General features: G+C 63.9%; 15 protein-coding genes. 8 read left to right on the top strand and 7 right to left on the bottom strand.

All coding sequences use genetic code 11. The features are described 5' to 3' along the window. Nucleotides 1-72: 72 nt before the first annotated feature. Together LV82_RS13340 and LV82_RS13335 are read left to right on the top strand one after the other, a co-directional pair. Complete coding sequence (locus LV82_RS13340; protein ID WP_104072487.1) at nt 73-1419, top strand: TldD/PmbA family protein; 1347 nt, start codon at nt 73-75, stop codon at nt 1417-1419. Beyond that, nucleotides 1406-2194 (top strand): 3'(2'),5'-bisphosphate nucleotidase CysQ, encoded by a 789-nt coding sequence (locus LV82_RS13335; RefSeq protein WP_104072485.1) that lies wholly within the window; start codon nt 1406-1408, stop codon nt 2192-2194. Before LV82_RS13340 ends, LV82_RS13335 begins: the two co-directional genes overlap by 14 nt. A gap of 6 nt (nt 2195-2200) precedes the next feature. Here the strand turns inward: LV82_RS13335 and pncB are convergent, their stop codons facing one another. Continuing rightward, nucleotides 2201-3493: a nicotinate phosphoribosyltransferase gene (gene pncB / locus LV82_RS13330; RefSeq protein WP_104072483.1), complete on the bottom strand. Its 1293-nt coding sequence runs from the start codon at nt 3491-3493 to the stop codon at nt 2201-2203. Further along, nucleotides 3494-4102 (bottom strand): bifunctional nicotinamidase/pyrazinamidase, encoded by a 609-nt coding sequence (gene pncA, locus LV82_RS13325; RefSeq protein WP_104072481.1) that lies wholly within the window; start codon nt 4100-4102, stop codon nt 3494-3496. It lies immediately after the preceding gene. Between the two features lie 95 nt (nt 4103-4197). Here pncA and trhO point away from each other — a divergent pair, with 95 nt between their 5' ends. Continuing rightward, nucleotides 4198-5103 (top strand): oxygen-dependent tRNA uridine(34) hydroxylase TrhO, encoded by a 906-nt coding sequence (trhO, locus tag LV82_RS13320; protein WP_104072478.1) that lies wholly within the window; start codon nt 4198-4200, stop codon nt 5101-5103. Nucleotides 5104-5117: 14 nt separating this feature from the next. Here the strand turns inward: trhO and LV82_RS14980 are convergent, their stop codons facing one another. The 3 genes from LV82_RS14980 to LV82_RS13310 form a co-directional block, all read right to left on the bottom strand. Further along, complete coding sequence (locus LV82_RS14980; RefSeq protein WP_170063441.1) at nt 5118-6296, bottom strand: glycosyltransferase family 4 protein; 1179 nt, start codon at nt 6294-6296, stop codon at nt 5118-5120. A gap of 116 nt (nt 6297-6412) precedes the next feature. Beyond that, nucleotides 6413-7798: an O-antigen ligase family protein gene (locus tag LV82_RS14975; protein ID WP_170063440.1), complete on the bottom strand. Its 1386-nt coding sequence runs from the start codon at nt 7796-7798 to the stop codon at nt 6413-6415. Nucleotides 7799-7912: 114 nt separating this feature from the next. Continuing rightward, complete coding sequence (locus LV82_RS13310; RefSeq protein ID WP_104072541.1) at nt 7913-8878, bottom strand: glycosyltransferase family 2 protein; 966 nt, start codon at nt 8876-8878, stop codon at nt 7913-7915. A 158-nt stretch (nt 8879-9036) separates the two neighbouring features. Between LV82_RS13310 and LV82_RS15240 the strand changes: the two genes are divergently transcribed. From LV82_RS15240 to LV82_RS13295, 3 genes are all read left to right on the top strand, one after another. Further along, nucleotides 9037-9585, top strand: coding sequence for an acyltransferase (locus LV82_RS15240; protein WP_211289220.1), 549 nt, complete (start codon nt 9037-9039; stop codon nt 9583-9585). A 3-nt stretch (nt 9586-9588) separates the two neighbouring features. Next, entirely contained in the window at nt 9589-10311 is a 723-nt protein-coding gene (locus LV82_RS13300) for an SGNH/GDSL hydrolase family protein (RefSeq protein ID WP_104072474.1), read from the top strand. 190 nt (nt 10312-10501) lie between these two features. Beyond that, nucleotides 10502-12736: a LamG-like jellyroll fold domain-containing protein gene (locus tag LV82_RS13295; RefSeq protein ID WP_104072472.1), complete on the top strand. Its 2235-nt coding sequence runs from the start codon at nt 10502-10504 to the stop codon at nt 12734-12736. A 72-nt stretch (nt 12737-12808) separates the two neighbouring features. Here the strand turns inward: LV82_RS13295 and LV82_RS13290 are convergent, their stop codons facing one another. Beyond that, nucleotides 12809-13069: a spike base protein, RCAP_Rcc01079 family gene (locus LV82_RS13290; protein WP_104072470.1), complete on the bottom strand. Its 261-nt coding sequence runs from the start codon at nt 13067-13069 to the stop codon at nt 12809-12811. A gap of 367 nt (nt 13070-13436) precedes the next feature. Here LV82_RS13290 and LV82_RS13285 point away from each other — a divergent pair, with 367 nt between their 5' ends. Continuing rightward, complete coding sequence (locus tag LV82_RS13285; RefSeq protein WP_104072468.1) at nt 13437-15176, top strand: right-handed parallel beta-helix repeat-containing protein; 1740 nt, start codon at nt 13437-13439, stop codon at nt 15174-15176. 55 nt (nt 15177-15231) lie between these two features. Here LV82_RS13285 and LV82_RS13280 read toward each other — a convergent pair whose 3' ends face one another. Next, nucleotides 15232-16098: a glycosyltransferase family 2 protein gene (locus tag LV82_RS13280; protein ID WP_104072466.1), complete on the bottom strand. Its 867-nt coding sequence runs from the start codon at nt 16096-16098 to the stop codon at nt 15232-15234. 363 nt (nt 16099-16461) lie between these two features. Here LV82_RS13280 and LV82_RS15180 point away from each other — a divergent pair, with 363 nt between their 5' ends. Continuing rightward, nucleotides 16462-17124 (top strand): VPLPA-CTERM sorting domain-containing protein, encoded by a 663-nt coding sequence (locus LV82_RS15180; protein ID WP_245873167.1) that lies wholly within the window; start codon nt 16462-16464, stop codon nt 17122-17124. Nucleotides 17125-17193: the final 69 nt, after the last annotated feature.

The raw sequence follows: 17193 nt of genomic DNA, 5'->3' as shown, positions 1-17193 counted from the left end.
GACCGTCACGGCCTTGCGCGACGGCCCGGGGCGGATTACCTCGAAAGCGACTTCATCATACGGGACGATACGATGACCGACCGGCTTGCCCAACTGACAGAGCGCCTGCTGGCTGCAGCGACCCGTGCGGGCGCCGATGCGGCCGATGCCCTGGCCGTCGAGGGGCGGTCGGTATCGGTCGATGTCCGGGCGGGCAAGCTGGAACAGGCAGAGCGCGCCGAAGGGATCGAGATCGGCCTGCGCGTCCTGATCGGACACCGGCAGGCCTGCGTCTCGGCCTCGGACATCTCGGACCGCACGATCGGGGAAATGGCCGAACGGGCGGTTGCGATGGCGCGCGAGGCCCCCGAAGACCCGTTTGCCGGATTGGCCGATCCCGACCAGATCGCGACCGTGTGGGATCTTGCCCGGCTGGACCTGTTCGACCACGCGCCCGAACCCGACCCGGCGGCGCTGGAGGACGATGCGCGCCGCGCCGAGGCCGCCGCCCTGGCGGTCAAGGGTGTCACGCAGTGCCAGTCTGCCTCGGCCAGCTACACGGCCCGGCACCTGCACCTGGCCGCGACGAACGGGTTTTCCGGCGGCTATGGCCGAACGGGGCGCGCGATCTCGGCCGTGGCCATCGCCGGCGAGGGCCTGGGGATGGAGCGCGACTGGGCGGCGGAAAGCCGCGTCTATCAGTCCGACCTTCCCGATCCCGAAGAGATCGGAGCGCTGGCCGGCCAGCGGGCGGCCGCCCGGCTGGGGGCGCGCAAGCCGCCGACCGGGGCATTCCCGGTCCTGTTTGACGAACGCGTGGCCGCCGGGTTGATCGGGCATCTTCTGGCCGCGGTGAACGGCTCGGCCGTGGCGCGCGGGGCGTCGTGGCTGCGCGACGCGCTGGGCCAGCAGGTTCTGCCGCGCGGCCTGTCGATCTTTGAAAACCCCCATCGGCCCCGTATCTCGGGTTCGCGCCCGTTCGATGCCGAGGGGCTGCCGACCGAACCGCGCGACATCGTGCGCGACGGCATTCTGATGGGCTGGACGCTGGATCTGGCCACGGCGCGCAAGCTTGGCATGAAGTCCACAGCCTCGGCGACGCGCGGGACGTCCTCGCCCCCGGCGCCCAGCGTGTCGAACATTGCCCTGACCCAGGGGGACAAGACGCCCGAATTGCTGATGGAGGAGATGGGCACGGGCCTTCTGGTCACGTCGATGATGGGATCGGCCATCAATCCCACCACGGGGGATTATTCGCGCGGGGCCTCGGGGTTCTGGGTGGAAAACGGGCGCATCGCCTATCCGGTGAACGAATGCACCCTGGCGGGCAATCTGCGCGAGATGCTGATGCGGATCACCCCGGCGAACGATGCAAGGCCCCATGTCAGCCATGTCGTGCCCTCGCTTCTGGTCGAAGGTCTGACCGTTGCCGGCGCGTGATCTGGAACTGCTGGTCGAGGCCGCGACCGAAGCCGGCCGCATCGCGCGGGGCTATTTCCAACGCGATCCGGGCATCTGGCACAAGCCCGAGGGTGCGGGCCCCGTGACCGAGGCGGACATCGAGGTGGACGGGATGTTGAAATCCCGCCTGATGGCCGCGCGGCCCGGATATGGCTGGCTGTCCGAGGAAACGCCGGACGACCAAAGCCGTCTTCAGGCCGAAAGGGTCTTCATCGTCGATCCGATCGACGGCACGCGCGCCTTCATCGCGGGCGAAAAGGGATGGGCGCATTCCCTGGCCGTGGCCGAAAACGGCCGGATCACGGCCGGTGTCGTGCACCTGCCGATGCTGAATGCGACCTATGCGGCGACGCAGGATGGCCCTGCCCTGCTGAACGGCCAGCCCATCCACGTCTCGGCCCAGCACGAGATGTCGCGGGCGACGGTGCTTGCGACACGGGCAAATTTCGACCCAGGACATTGGCGCGGAGGCACACCGCCCGCCTGTACGCGCAAGTTCCGCCCGTCGCTGGCATGGCGTCTGTGCCTGGTGGCAGAGGGGCGCTTTGATGCCATGCTGACCTTGCGCCCCACATGGGAATGGGACATCGCCGCGGGCAGCCTGATTGCCGAGCGCGCCGGCGCGCGCGTCACCGACCGCTTTGGCGCGCCGCTGCGTTTCAACGCGCGCGATCCGCGCGCGCCGGGGCTGATCGCGGCCCCGGCACCGCTGTGGAGCAGCCTGCACAACGGATTGGCCGACAACCCGGGCTGATCGCGATCAGACGATGACCTGACGGGGCGTCTGCTCGCCCACGCCGAAGACCCGCTTGTAGCGCGCGATCTCTTCGGCCGGGCCCATTGCCTTGTTGGGGTTGTCCGACAGTTTCACGGTCGGACGGCCATTGGCCGAAACGGCCTTGCACACCAGGCTGAACGGCGCGAGCGCGTCATTTGGCACCAGCCCCCGGAAATCGTTCGTCAGCAGGGTACCCCAGCCGAACGACACCTTGACCCGCCCGTGAAAGCGCGCATGAAGTTCGCGGATCCGGTCCACGTCCAGGCCGTCCGAAAAGATCACCAGCTTCTGACGCGGATCCTCGCCCCGTTCCTGCCACCATTGGATGGCCATTTCGGCGCCCGCAACCGGATCGCCCGAATCGATGCGGATACCGGTCCAGCCCGCCAGCCAGTCGGGCGCGTTGCGCAGGAAGTTTTCGGTTCCGAACGTGTCGGGCAGGATGATGCGCAGATTGCCTTCATGCTCTTCATGCCAGTCGGCCAGAACCTTGTAGGGCGCCTGGGCCAGCTCCTCGTCCGTGTCGGCCAGGGCGGCATAGATCATGGGCAATTCGTGCGCGTTGGTGCCGATCGCCTCGATGTCGCGCCGCATCGCGATGCGGCAGTTCGATGTGCCGATGAAGGCGTCGCCCAGACCTTCGATCATGGCCTGTACGCACCAGTCCTGCCACAGAAATCCGTGGCGGCGGCGGGTGCCGAAATCGGCGATCTTCAGGCCCGGAAGATCGCGCAGTGCCTGGATCTTTTCCCAGACCCGCGTCATGGCGCGCGCGTAGAGGATCTGAAGCTCGAACTTGCCCATGTGCTTGAGCACCGCGCGCGAGCGCAGCTCCATCAGGATGGCCAATGCCGGGATTTCCCACAGCATGACCTCGGGCCAGGGACCCTCGAAGGTCAGCTCGTATTGATCGCCGCGGCGCTCGAGGTGATAGGGCGGCAGGCGGAATTTTTCGAACCATTCCATGAATTCCGGCGAAAACATCTGCCGCTTGCCATAGAACGTGTTGCCGCGCAGCCATGTCGACTCGCCGCGCGACAGGGAAACCGTACGCGCATGATCCAGCTGCTCGCGCAGTTCGCCTTCGTCGATCAGCTCGGCAAGCGGAACCGATTTGGTGCGGTTGATCAGGGAAAAGACGACATGCGTATCAGGCCGGTTCCGCAGAACCGACTGGCACATCAGCAGCTTGTAGAAATCGGTGTCGATCAGCGACCGGATGATCGGATCGATCTTCCAGTTGTGATTGTAGACCCGCGTCGCGATATCGACCATTCATTCCTCCAGCCGCACGCCGGCGGCGCGCATGTCGTCACAGGCGCGGTCCAGCGAACCGTCAAGGTCGATCGCCCGGCAGGCGCCCATCAGCACCGTGACCTCGAACCCCAGACGCGCCGCATCGATCGCCGACCAGGCGACGCAGAAATCCGTCGCAAGACCGACAAGGGTCAGCCGCGTGGCGCCGCGCGAGCGCAGATAGCCTTCAAGCCCGGTCGGCGTGCTGTGATCGTTTTCGAAAAAGGCCGAATAGCTGTCGATTTCGGGCCGAAAGCCCTTGCGCAGGACGAGATCGGCCCTGTCGCTGCGCAGATCGGGATGAAACGCGGCCCCGACTGTGCCCTGGACACAATGGGCCGGCCACAGGACTTGCGGACCATAGGGCATCTGAATGACCGAAAAGGGTTCGGCGCCCGGATGACTTGCGGCGAAGGAGCGATGGTCGGCGGGGTGCCAGTCCTGCGTAAGAACGCGGATCGGGAATTCCGACAGCAGATCATTGACGCGCGGAATGATCTGGTCGCCCCCGGCCACGGCCAGCGCGCCGCCCGGGCAGAAGTCATTCTGGATATCGATCACGATCAGGGCTTCGTTGGGGTCGCGCATGTATCCTCCGGCTGTTCAGGGATGGGTAAGCGGCATGGGGCCATCCGTCAACATCGCCTTGCGCAATGCGTGGCCTGTGCACTATGCCGTGCGGCATGTTTACCGTCGCGGCACTGTACCACTTCACCCAATTCACAGACCCTGAAGCCCTTCGCCAGCCATTGTTGAAGCTGGCGCGGCAGATGGGCGTTCGGGGGACGATCCTTCTGGCGAATGAGGGCATCAACGGCACGATCGCGGGAAGCCGTGTCGGCATCGACGCGGTTCTGGCGCATATCCGCTCCCTGCCCGGTTGCGCGGAACTGGAATGGAAGGAAAGCCACGCCGACACGATGCCCTTTGGCCGCATGAAGGTGCGCATCAAGCGCGAGATAGTGACCTTGGGCATGCCGGACGTCGATCCGCGCCGCGCCGTGGGCACCCATGTCGCACCCGAGGACTGGAACGCGCTGATCTCCGCGCCCGATGTCGTGGTGATCGACACGCGCAACGACTACGAAGTCGCCATCGGCACGTTCGAGGGCGCGGTGAACCCCGGCACGCGCCGCTTTCGCGACTTTCCGGCCTGGTGGCGTGAAAACGCCGCGCGGTTCTCCAATCACCGCGTGGCGATGTTCTGCACCGGTGGCATCCGTTGTGAAAAGGCGACCAGCTACCTGCTGCAAGAGGGCGCCAGCGAGGTCTTTCACCTGAAGGGCGGCATCCTGAAATACCTGGAATCCGTGCCCGAGGAGGCAAGCCTGTGGCGGGGCGAATGCTTCGTCTTCGACGATCGCGTTGCAGTCGGGCATGGCCTGCGGCTGGGCCGCCACGCACTGTGTCACGCATGCCGCAGACCCGTATCGCCCGAAGACATGGCCCATCCGGACTATGAAGAGGGCGTACAATGCCCGGCCTGTCGCGACGAATACGACGCAAGCGATCGCGCGAGATTCCGTGAACGGCACCGGCAGGTGATGCTTGCCCGCGCAAGGGGGCTGAACCATCTGGGGGAAGACTGACGGATTCCCGGATTTCAGGACACTTTGCCGGCCATGAAACGCGCAAGAGCATCAAGTCTGCGTCGCGCCACTACGGGCCAGTCATAGGCCAAGCTGGCGGCGCGCGCACGGTTGCCCCATGCGCGGCGCAATTCCTCGTCGGCGATCAGATCATGCAGGGCGGCGCGCAAGTCCTGCGCATCGCCCGTTCGGACGATGCGAATCGCGTCCGTTTCGGCCCCGATCCGTCCCGCCCCGGGCACTGAGGTCACGACCGCGAGCCCGTGCGCGGCGGCTTCATATGTGGCGATCGGGTCGCCCTCCTCGAGCGATGGCAGGACCGCGATGTCGGCGCGGAGAATCTCGGCGCGGACGTCGGCCACGAAACCCGCGCAACTGACATCGTCGCGGCTCAGGACGTCCGCAAATCGGTCCCGGATGGCGGGTTCGATTTCGCCCACGATCCGCAGCCGCGCGCCCGAAGAGGCCTCTTGCCAGGCCCGAAGCAGCACATGCGCGCCCTTGCGCACGCTCAGACGCCCCAGAAACAGGACAGTCACGGGGACATCCTTGCGCGGCCGCGAAGGCAAAGTCGCGGGAACATGCGTTCCGAAACTGGCAGGCAGGATATCTGCGGCAAATCCCGCGCCCTGGAGCGAGGATTCGATCATGGGGCTGGCAGCGAAGATCGCGTCGGCCAAGCCGAGACGACGGTTCTGATCGGCGATTCGCTGATCGGTAATCCCGTGCGTGGGGGGCAGCCCCAGCCCGTCATATGCCTCATCAAGAATAGTGCGCGCGTGCGCCATCCGCGTATTGACCAGTTCGGCGACGATCGGCACCCCGCGACGGCCGAGCTCCTCGTAGATCGACAGGGGCGGCATGAGCCACAGATACGCGATGTCCGAGGGCTGACAGGCATCAAGGAATTTCCGGCTCAGGCGTTGCATGAACAGCCCTTGCAGCCGGGCATAAGGAAGCATGCGCAGTGCGGGCGGGATTACCTGGTGAACGGGAAAGTCCGCATCAAGAGCCCCGGCAAGGTAGGACGTGAACAGATCGACCGGCTGTCCCATGGCCGACATCGCGGACAAGAGCTCTCGGGCCGTTCTGGATACGCCTGCGCCCTTGCCGGGCGAGTCAAAGAACGTATGCAGGCGGCCCAAACGGTGAATGCGCCCCCCCGCAATCGACAGGTTCGCAATCCTGTTCACGCCACCCCCAACAACCGCTCGAACCGTTACACCCAACCGGTTGCAGGATGAGGATTCATGGTCATGAAGTCCACCCGCTTCAGGGCAGCCATGCCAGGATACGCCGAAACCCGCTGCTAGCCGTCGGATCCGTCGAAACGCGTATACCGCCTTGTGTCCTGCCTGGGGCGCGCGGGCGTTTCGGACCTGTCGCGTGTCAGCTTCAATTCCGGCGCCGGACGCGACCACATCGGGCCCCCGGTTCGTTCTGGAGCGTCCGGGGGCTGAACGGGGGCTAGTCCGGCCTCGGGGGCATTGATCATCCACATCCCGGCACCAAGCAGGAAGAAGACATATGAGAATATCGAGGTCCAGATATGAACCGTCGCAAGAGTGAACGTGAGCCCGACAAAGGTGATCATCCAGGCCAGCCGCAGGTCCGACAGCGCGGAACCGGGCGCAAGACGGCGGCGCCCGATCCGCCACATGGCGTCGGCATAGGCGCCGGCCAGCGTCAGAAATCCCGGGAAGCCGAACTTGACCGCCGCGACCAGCCAGAAATTGTCGATGCTGCCGGATTTCATGAAGGACGGACGTATCCAGCTTCGCAGACCCAATCCGAAGATCGGGTTGTTCCAGACATTGATCATGCCCCATTCGAAGATGATCGCCCGGTAAAAGGCATTGTGGGCCGAAAATGTCGCATAGCTCATGAAGACACGCAGGGGCGTGCGGTTCGAAAGCAGATCGATCACGATGTAGGCAAGCGCGAACAGGCCGACCAGGATGGACCATTTCCGTTCGACATTGCGAAATATCGCGTTCCAGGCAATCAGCCCGATCTGCAACAGCGCCGCGAGCAATGCGCCACTGGACAGCGACAGGAAAACCGCCGCCAGCACGGCAAACACCCCGAGATAACGCGCCGCGCCACTCGTGACGCCGCGCATCCCGATCCAGCTGAGCGCAAGGACCGAAGTGCAAAACAGCCCGTAATGGATCGGATGGGCAAAGACGACCTGGGACCTGTGCAAGCCAAGCCGGGGGGCGATATCGACCTGGGCAACCGTCTTGATGCCGGGAATGGATTCCAGAATCCCGATGATTACCGCTCTGCCCGTCTGTGATTCGACAATTGCAAAGGGCAAGGACAGGACAGCAAAGATCAGGACATATCGGATCAACCGATAGAATGCGGCAGGCGACCTGATATAGGCGCGCCCGATGAGATAGCCGCCCAGAAGCTCGAGCGAATAGGCGCCGGCATTCTCGACCACGCGGTTGGGGTTGTTGACACCGATCGACACAAAGCTCCACAGGCAATGCAGGACAAGCAGCCAGTCCGTGGGATAGATCTTGCCAAGCCCGCCCGAAAACAGACGGATTCCCAACGGCACGATCATGATCAACAACAGAAGGCGCAAGACCGTCATCGCGATCGTTCCGATGTCGAAACCGATCGGAAGGATGACCGCGAGCACATACAGCAGGACGATGATCGCGCCACGATCATCCTCTGCCACGGCCGGTGCGACCGAGGTCGGGCCGATCTTCAGCGAAGCATTTTCAGCGCGGCCGTAGATGGCGTCTTCTCCTGTCTGCGCGGCAAGAAGCCCCGGGGTTGATCCTAGCGCAATCTAGTACCCTCTCAACCAGTCCCGTCGCTCGCGCCAGGCTTCGGTCCAGGCGGCCCCCTTCTTCCTGGCCCGCTCCACGCCCAGCATTCCAAGAACCGTGTAGGCCGCCGCCCGCGTCCCGACCCATAGCCACATCATCGCCAGCCCATAGGGCAGCCACGCCCTGGGCCAGTGATCGCGAATGAGCGTCACGCGCGCCTTGGCCAGCAGCACCAGCTTGTTGCCAAGCGTCTTTGACGCCGCGCCGACCAGATGCATGATTTCCGCGTCTGGCGTGATCATCGGTTGGCAGCCAAGCTTTCTTGCGCGAAGGCAGAGATCGGCTTCTTCGCCATACATGAAATAGCGCAGATCGAACCCGCCAAGCCTGTCCCACAATTCGCGCCGGATCAGGAAGAAGCAGCCCACGACGATATCGACCGCACGCACGCTGTCGCGTTGCCAGCCGCCCATCGTTTCCGGGTTGAACAGGGTCGATTCCGGCGCCACCGCCGAAAGACCGGCCACCGAACAGAAAAGGCTCCACGGCGTGATGCGTGCCCAGCACGATGCCTTGTTCAGGGAACCATCGGGAAAGACGGTGCGGCCGCCATAGATTCCCGCCTCGGGATGGGCGCGCGCGAAATCCATCAGATTGTCCACCGCGCCTTCATGAACCTCGGTGTCGGGATTGAGAAGCAACAGCCACTCGGTCGTCGCGCGCGCGGCAACGATATTGTTGGCTCTTGCGAAACCGACATTTTCGGGACTGCGGATCAGTTCGACCTGTGGGAAGGCGTCGGCGATCGCATCGGCCGAACCATCGGTCGAGGCATTGTCGAACACGACAACCCTTGCCCGCGTCTTGCGGGTGGTCTGGAACAGCGTGCGCAGGGCGGTCAGCGTCAGTTCACGGGTATTGTAGCTTACGATGATGATCGTCAGTTCGGGTGCACCGGCGCCAGGCAGTTCCACTTCTTCGATCATCCGGCCATCCGCCATTGCCCTGAAATCTTGCTACAGGGGTCGAATTTGGCATGACGCAAGCCGGGACGGCCAGTGCAAACTGAGTTGAATGTTCGTAAACGCATGGTTTACCATTTTCGGTGACCGTCCGTTCAGGGTTAGACAGGGGCGGTTGCGCCATGACCATCCATCGAACGATACACATGGGAAACGGCGAGGACAGGCCCATCGGGCCTGCGCCGAAACTGGCCAAGGCACGACGGCGCGGCCTGAACAGACTGTCATGGTTGCGCAACCTTCTGGTCGATCTGCGCAGGCTCTGGCTGCGCCGGGTCTGGGGCATGGATATTCACCCGACGGCGCAGTTTTCCCTCTCAGCGAAGTTCGACCGGACCTTTCCCATCGGCGTCCATGTCGGGGCGTATTCCTATGTCGCGTTCGAAGCCCGGATCCTGACGCATGACCGCACGCGCGGGCTGTATCTTCACACGCGGATCGGCAGGAACTGCTTCATCGGCGGCCGCTGCCTGATCCTGCCGGGTGTGGAAATCGGCGACAATTGCGTGGTGGGAGCGGGATCGGTGGTGACACGATCGGTTCCGCCGAACTCGGTCGTCGCGGGGAACCCCGCGCGGATCATGCGCTCGGGGATCGAAGTCGGTCCTTATGGGCGTTTTGCCGATGCCGACCTGACCGAAGCGCGCCTGGCGGACCAGGGGTTGACCTGACCCATGCGTCGCGTGATTGCCGTCTGCCTTGCGGGTCTTGCGATTGCGGCGATCACTCTGGGGCTGAGCCGCCACGATGCGCTGGCTCCACGCGATGTCATCCGACCGGCACAGCGTCAGATTGCCGATGGCCGGATCGACCTGCTTGTGATCGGAACAAGCCTGTCGCATCGCGCCCTGTGGCCCGAGCGGCTGGCGGGACGGCGGCTGGACTGCGGCTGGATCATCGAATCGGTCCATGTGGTCGCTCAGCCCGGTGCGAACGTGTCGCGCGCGGGCGCCCTGATCGCCGAGTCGGTCGCTCGTACGGGCGGCGGCGTGGATATCGCCGTCATGGAATTCGCCATCAACGATGCCGACCTGTTCGATGGCCTGTCGCGCAGGCAGGCCTGGAACGCCTGGATTTCTGCCATCACGCAGCTTCGGGAGGCCTATCCCGACATCGCGGTCATTCTGATGACGACCAACCCGGTCCGAGGCCTGCAAGAGCTGAAACGACCGCTCTTGTCGCGTCACTATTCCGACCTGGTCGAGATCGCGCGTGAAACGGGGGCAAGTCTGTTCGATGGCGAAGCGCGCTGGTCCTATCATCCACTGGATGAAGCCACGCTGCCAGACGGTCTGCACCCCGATCCCGCGATCGAGGCAGACCTCTATGAGGCCGGACTGATCGGGCTGATCGAGGACGTGTTCCAAGAGGCATGTGAGTCCCCAACCAGGTTCTGAAGCCGCCGCTCGGGGCATTCGCGGATTCCGCAACACCGGGCATGGCGGTGCTAATCAGGACGTCTGGCGGGGCAGGTCGATCCTTGATCGGCCGTGTCGAATTCGATGCCCCGCCCGCAACCGGACGAGCCGCCCTGCCGTCCGGTCTGGCGGCAGATCTGGCGGCCGTCCCCGCAAGCGGGAGCACGCAATGATCTCACCTTCGTCAATCGGTCTTTCGGCAAGCAATCCCGTGCGCCCCATTGCCGGGGTCGCGCGAAGCCTTGGCCTCAATCCCTTCAGTCGCGATCGCACGCTGTTTGACAGCGGTGTGGCCGTGGGACGCAATGCCGCCGATGTTCCGTTGCGCGGTCATGGTCAGCCCGGTGCGACCATTCAGGCGCGGGCAGTTTCGGTCGATGACGGTGGGGCCAGCTCGACCGCATGGGCAGACATTGCCACGGTCGGCCAGGATGGAACCTGGGCGGGCGTGATCAACGTGCCGCGCGCGTCAAGCTGGTTCTTGCCGGAAATTCGGCTGGCTTCCGATCCGTCGAATGTTGTCCGGGGCACGATGCGCTTTGGCGTGGGACATGTGATTGCGATCTGGGGCCAGTCCGAACCGGACCGGATCCTCTCGACGGTACATGACGGAACGACTCCGCCAACGATTGCCGATGGCGAGGCCGTACAGATCTTTTCCGGGGCAGCAGGCAACCCGAAGCGAGACTTCGTAAGCAACGCAAACCCGGTGACTGCGGCCGCGGCGGCGCTGGCGCAGACCCTTGTCGCCGCACGGCCGGGCGAGAAATTCGCCCTGGTCTTTCACACCGTACCGGGGACGGATCCGCGCAGCCTGGTGGACGACGGCGATCCATCGCGGGCCTGGGCGAATGACCGTGCCCTGCATGACGTCGTCACGTCTGACGGCAGCCATGTCGGCATCGCGGCCATGTCGTGGTTTGCCGCACCCGGCAATCTTGGGGCAAGCTATGCCGAAGCGCTGTTTCCCCTGTTTTCGGGCAAGACAATCGACGGCACGGCGGTCAGCTTCCCCGCAACGATCCAGACCGGGGCTGGAACGTATCACGCGGATCACTGGTTCGGCGAGCTTTACGACTATGCCCATACCCGATGGGTGGCCTATGGGCCGCACCGTTTCGACATTGATACCGACATGCAGGATGCCACGCATTATGTCGGCGGTGGCCTGCATGTGAACCTGGCGAACAAGCAAGCCGCGCGCGCCAGCTGGAGGGCGATGCTGAGCCTACCCGACGCGACCATGTTCCTGCCGCTGGGGCTCGAGCCTCTGACCTATGTGAACGGTCGTGACGATGGTGCGGGCGGCTGGACCGATCTTGCCCATCCCGCGGGCGACACGCCGGACGGGACGCAGGCATTCGCCCGCCTGACCGCGCTGGCCATCCTGCAATCGGCGGGGCTGGTCGGCTGGCCGGTACCCGAGTTCGACAATTGCCTGTGGGAACCTTCCGGCGCCTGGGTCGAGTTCTGGTGCTCGGCCGGCCCGGTAACAACCACGCGCAGGAAACGTGGCGAGCCCGCGCTTGGAACCACCCACCCGCACTGGACGGAGGTCATGGGATTCCAGATCAATGGCCGGCCCGCCCGGCGGGCCGAAATTGTCGCGGGGCGCGTCAGGGTTTATCCCGATTCCGGCAGCTTCACCCATGCCGACACGGTGACATTCGGCGAAGGCGGAGCGACCGGCATGATCGCCTATCCTGATGACATGATCGCCGAGACCTGGAAGAATCTGCCGATCGTGGATGTCGGGGCGCCCGGGCTGGATGGCATTCCCGTCCGGCCACTTCCCGACCCTGCCGTGACAGCCAATACCCTTCCGGTCACTGCGCCCAGCTTTGCCACCAGCGCAAGCGGCCCCTATTTCCTTGACCCTCAGCCCGTCCCTGCGGGAACCGTGGCGATCACGCATGCCGCACGCATCCGACTGGACGCCCTGCCGGCGACAAGCGCCATCCTTTTTGCCCAGGCGGCCACGGGTTTCGATGTCGAGCTGATGAATACGGGCAATCTGCGGATCACGCTGGAAGATGGAACGGGCCTGCGCCTGATCTCGTCGGCCGTTGTGTCCGCAGCGCTCGTTCCGGGGGTCTGGTACGACATCGTCGTATCGGCCGATCATGGGGCCCAGGTCTGTCGGGTCATGGTGGATGGTGCGTTGATCGCCACCCTGCCCTTCTCGGCGACAGGAGATGGCCAGTTCCAGAGCAACAGGGCGCTGAGCTGGCTTGCGCGCAACAGCGGGGCACTGCAATTCGTGGGGCGGGTCGAGTATCTGAAGACCTGGCTGTCCGCTACGGCCGACGGTTCGGCCCCCGCATCCACGCCCTACAAGGTCATCACCGGACCGGCAACGGCCGCGAACTCGGACCCCTGGAAAATGGACGCCGACGCCAGCTGAACCGAAAAGGACGAAAGAAAAGGCGCACGAGCAATCGTGCGCCTTGCCTGCACCTTGACCTGCGCCCTTGCCTTACCAGAGTGCGACGATGCCTCCGGCCGTCGTACCGGTTGCGTTGATCCCGGCCGCACGCAGGGGCAACACGGTGCCCGGGGCGACGCCCTGGAACAGGACAGTCTGCCCCGAGGGCATCCGCACCGAAAGATCACCACCCACGCCCACGTAGATCGCCCGTGGCAGATAGCCAAGATCCTCTGCATCGTCGGGGGTCACGTTCATCGCTTCGCGCGCGGGCGACGTCAGGGTTGTCGGAAAATCGGAAAATGGATCCATGCCTGTCATCTCATACTGTCTGAGCCATCCATGCGCGGGGACATGCGCGGTTCGGGAATCGCCTCGCCGCGCAAGGCTCCTGATCCGCGAGTGGTGCAAGATCGGCCCCGCACGGCCTGTCTAGACAAGCCGCGTTAACCGCAGCGAAACGCAGCGCGCGCAACAGGTGTCCAAAAGATGCCGACCCGACAGCCGCAGTCGGCAAGAAAATGCCCAGAATCGGCGCCTGCAAGCGTTTCGAAGTCAGCACCCTGGCCTTGCGTCATGAACGGGCGCGATTCGCGCCAAAGTCTGGCCACTTTTGGACTCATTGTTCGGGGTGGGGAGACATTTCGCGGCGACCATTCGCGCAACGAAGGGACATGCAATGAAACGATTCTGCTCGCATGCGATGCTGGCAACGGCGGCGGCCTTGCTGGGATCGACTGCACTTGCCACCGACTTTTTCGTTCAACCACTCAAACCAGGTCCGGTCGCGGGCACCCCGCTGGGTGTCGTGACCCTGCAGGCCTCGCTTGACGCAACACCCGCGGACGAAGACGTCAAAAGAAAGAAGCGCCGTGCGCAGCGTTGGTATCTGCTGCGTCGGGGGACCCAGAGCGACACCCGGACGGATACGGAAGGCGCGACGCAACCCGCCGATTCTTCCACGAACGGCGGCGAAGGCTCGGTGACCATCATCGACAGTTCAGGCGCCAAGTGGGTATCGCCCAGGAAAACCATGACGCGCCGGGAACGACGCATTGCAACCGAAACGCCGGTGACCTCGGGGGGCAACGACACCGGCACGAGCGCCAGCCAGGGCACCGAAGGCAGCGCCACCCAGCCCGGCACGACCTCTCCATCCGCGCCGACAACGGGAGGCCAGGCGCCAGCGCCGACACCCGTGGCACCCAGCGGCTCTGCACCCACCGCGGTGACCGGAAAGACCTGGCCGTCGGTTGGCAACCTGCTGGCCTCGGGGCAGGTGAAAGGCGGGGATCGGATCTTCTTGCTCGACGGCTATCACGGACCGATCACGATCAAGGGTTACAAGTTCGCTTCGCCGGTCGTGATCGCGCCGATGGCTGGCGCAGTCGCCCATGTCGATTCGATCACGGTGCGCGATTCTTCCAACATCGTGTTCCAGGGGCTGAAGGTCTGGGCCACCTCGGTCAATGCCGGCACGGGTGCGCTGATCCGCAGCTACCCCGACACGTCGAATCTGGCCTTCATCGATCTTGACGTCCGCGCGGTTCCGGATTCCGGCAACTACCTGCAATGGACGCAAAGCGAGTGGCTGGCCAACCAGCGCAACGGTCTTTACATCGATGGCAACACGATGACGATCGCGCGCAATCGGGTCACGGGCATTTATCACGGCATTCAGAGCCTGGCCGACAACGCATTGGTTGAAGACAACATCGTGGACGGCTTTTCGGGCGATGGGTTGCGCGCCAATGGCGATGACACGATCGTGCGGGGCAACAAGGTTCAGAACTGCTTCCAGATCAATGGCAACCATGCCGACGGCTTCCAGTCCTTCTCGATCGGGGCCAATGGCAAGCCCGGCACCGGAACCGTGCGCAATATGACGATCGAGAACAACAAGATCGTCGAGTGGGTCGCCAGCAGATCGAATCCGCTGCGCTGCAAGCTGCAGGGGCTGTCGATGTTCGATGGCATGTATGACGGCTTCACGATTCGGAACAATCTCATCGTCAGCCGCGCCTATCACGGGATAACGATGAACGGCGCGCTCAACAGCATGATCGTGAACAACACGGTCGTGAACATCGACGGCACGTCGGACAACTGGCCCTGGATTCGCTTGTCACCCCACAAGAACGGCACGCCGTCGCAAAACGTGACCGTCGCCAACAACCTGGTGAACGGCAACAAGGTCAGCACGAACGCTCAAAGAGGAATCGTGGAAACCAACAACGTGATCGTGCGCAATCACGCATCGCAATTCGTCGACTTCAAGGGGCTGGACTTCGGGTTGTCCAATCCGCAGGCCGCCGGTGTCGATGCGGGCGATCCCCAATACGCGCCACCCAAGGACATCACGGGGGCCAGCCGCCCGTTGGGCAAGGCACCGGATGCCGGCGCATACGAAAGTTTCTGAGTTTTCGGAATGCTCCCAACTGCCCCGCCGATCCTCTCGGCGGGGTTCTTTTTTTTCAGGGGCGCCCGGTCAACGCCTGGCGCGTCATCCATGCCATGCGCAACAGGCGCAACCGCGCCAGAGTGACGGCTCCGCGCAGGCGTTCACCCCACCCGTTCAGGCGCGGACTGAACAGGATACGCGGCAGATGCACCAATATGCTCACCGGCATGAGAAGCGCCCGTCCAGCCCAGAGCAACCTTCCCCGGGCCTCCGGATGGTTGGTCATGTTCAGCGCGAACATCTCGGACGTCAGGCGCTTCCATTTGCGCCGCAGCGCCGGCCAATCCGACCGCGTGGGGTGCGCGACCCGCATGTCCTCGGCCAACGCAATCGAAAAACCCCTGCCGCGGGCGCGCTGGCACCATTCCTCGTCCTCGGACAGGCCGGGGCGGAACGGACCGATCTCATCGAAAACCCGCCGCCGGGTAAGCAGGTTCGCGGTCACCGAAAAGTGCTTCTTTTGCACATAGCGGCGATAATTGAAGGCAAAGACCGTCTCGAAGGCTTGCGCGCCGCTGCGGGGCGGGGGTGTTTCGTCAAAGACATCGATTGCACCGCCGACGATATCGGCCTTGCCGATCGCGCTGCGGGCCGCATTCAGCCATCCGGGTGACGGAATGCAGTCGGCATCAAGGAACAGGATGTGTTCAGCCCGCGTCTCGGTCACGCCGCGATTGCGAGCCATGGCGGCGCCCCGCCCGTGTTCGGTGACGAAACGGACCTGCGGAAAGGATGCGGCGATATCGTCAAGCGGCTGGGTCGAGCCATTGTCCACGACCACGATCTCGGACCCCGACAGGTCCTGAGCCGCCAGGGCATCGAGGCAGCGCCTCAGCCGCGCCGCGTCGTTGTAGTGCGGTATGATGATCGCGATGTTCATGACGCGGCCTGCCTGAATGGTTCCCGCCGACTTTGCGAGTCCGGGTCAGGGTTTGTCCAGTACCCCGCGCGCCCGGCCATCGATCAGCCCCGCCGCCCACGCCATTGTTTTGCAATAAGCTCCAATTTTATCACCTAACAATCACTGTTTCGAACATCTCCCGCCCGGACCACAAGCCCGTCTTTCAGCGACGACGCGCAATTGTTCATGCAGGCTGAACGGTTAGCCATCCGTCGCGGATGGAAGCGCCCAATTTTGGCGCAATTGTGGCAATTCATGTTGGAGATCGGGCGGCTTCATGCTAAAAAGATTAGCGATTGTTTAATCGATACTGGCGCGTTCCGCGTCTGAAGGGTGGGAATTATGGTTTCGAAGGTCTTTACCGCGGCCGCAATGGCACTTGGCACGATTTGCGCCGCAACTGCATCCGGCGCCTATGTGATCGATTTCACCAAGGCATCGACGGGGGCGTCCGGCACTCTCTATGGTGGCTCGGTCAGCTGGACGATGACGGCAAGTGACGTTCTCAACAACAGCCAGGCATTTGACGGCAACTCCATGCCATCCGGCACCGGCCTGTCCTTCGAGACAGACGGGTATGGCGTCGGCAAGAACGATGACGAAATCACGAATTACGCCAACAACAAGTGGGAATGGGTCAAGGTGTCGTTCTCGGCGCCCGTCATGGTGGACGCGCTCTATTTCCTTGACCTCTTCCAAGCCAAGGACGGCTCGTCGCTCGAGGTGGCTCAGGCATCGATCAACGGCGGCTTCCCCGTGATATCGATGTATGCAACCGATGTCGCGGGCACGGGCGCGCCAGGCTTCGTGGGGGCAACCTTTGCCGCCATCTCGGTGACCGAGATCTTCTTCACGGTCATGAGCAGCAATGACGCCTATGGCTATGCCGACGGGGCCTTGGCAGGCATCGGCATCGCGCCGGTTCCGGTACCGGCCGCGGGACTTCTGCTGCTTGGCGGACTGGGCGGACTTGCCGCGCTGCGCCGCCGTCGCAAGACGGCCTGAAGCGGCAACGATCAGCGCGAAACGCAAAAGGCCGGACAAACGCCCGGCCTTTCTGCTTGCGGCCGGGGC

Source organism: Albidovulum inexpectatum, assembly GCF_002927635.1.
GTDB lineage: Bacteria > Pseudomonadota > Alphaproteobacteria > Rhodobacterales > Rhodobacteraceae > Albidovulum > Albidovulum inexpectatum.
This window is presented reverse-complemented; position numbering and strand designations above follow the sequence as displayed.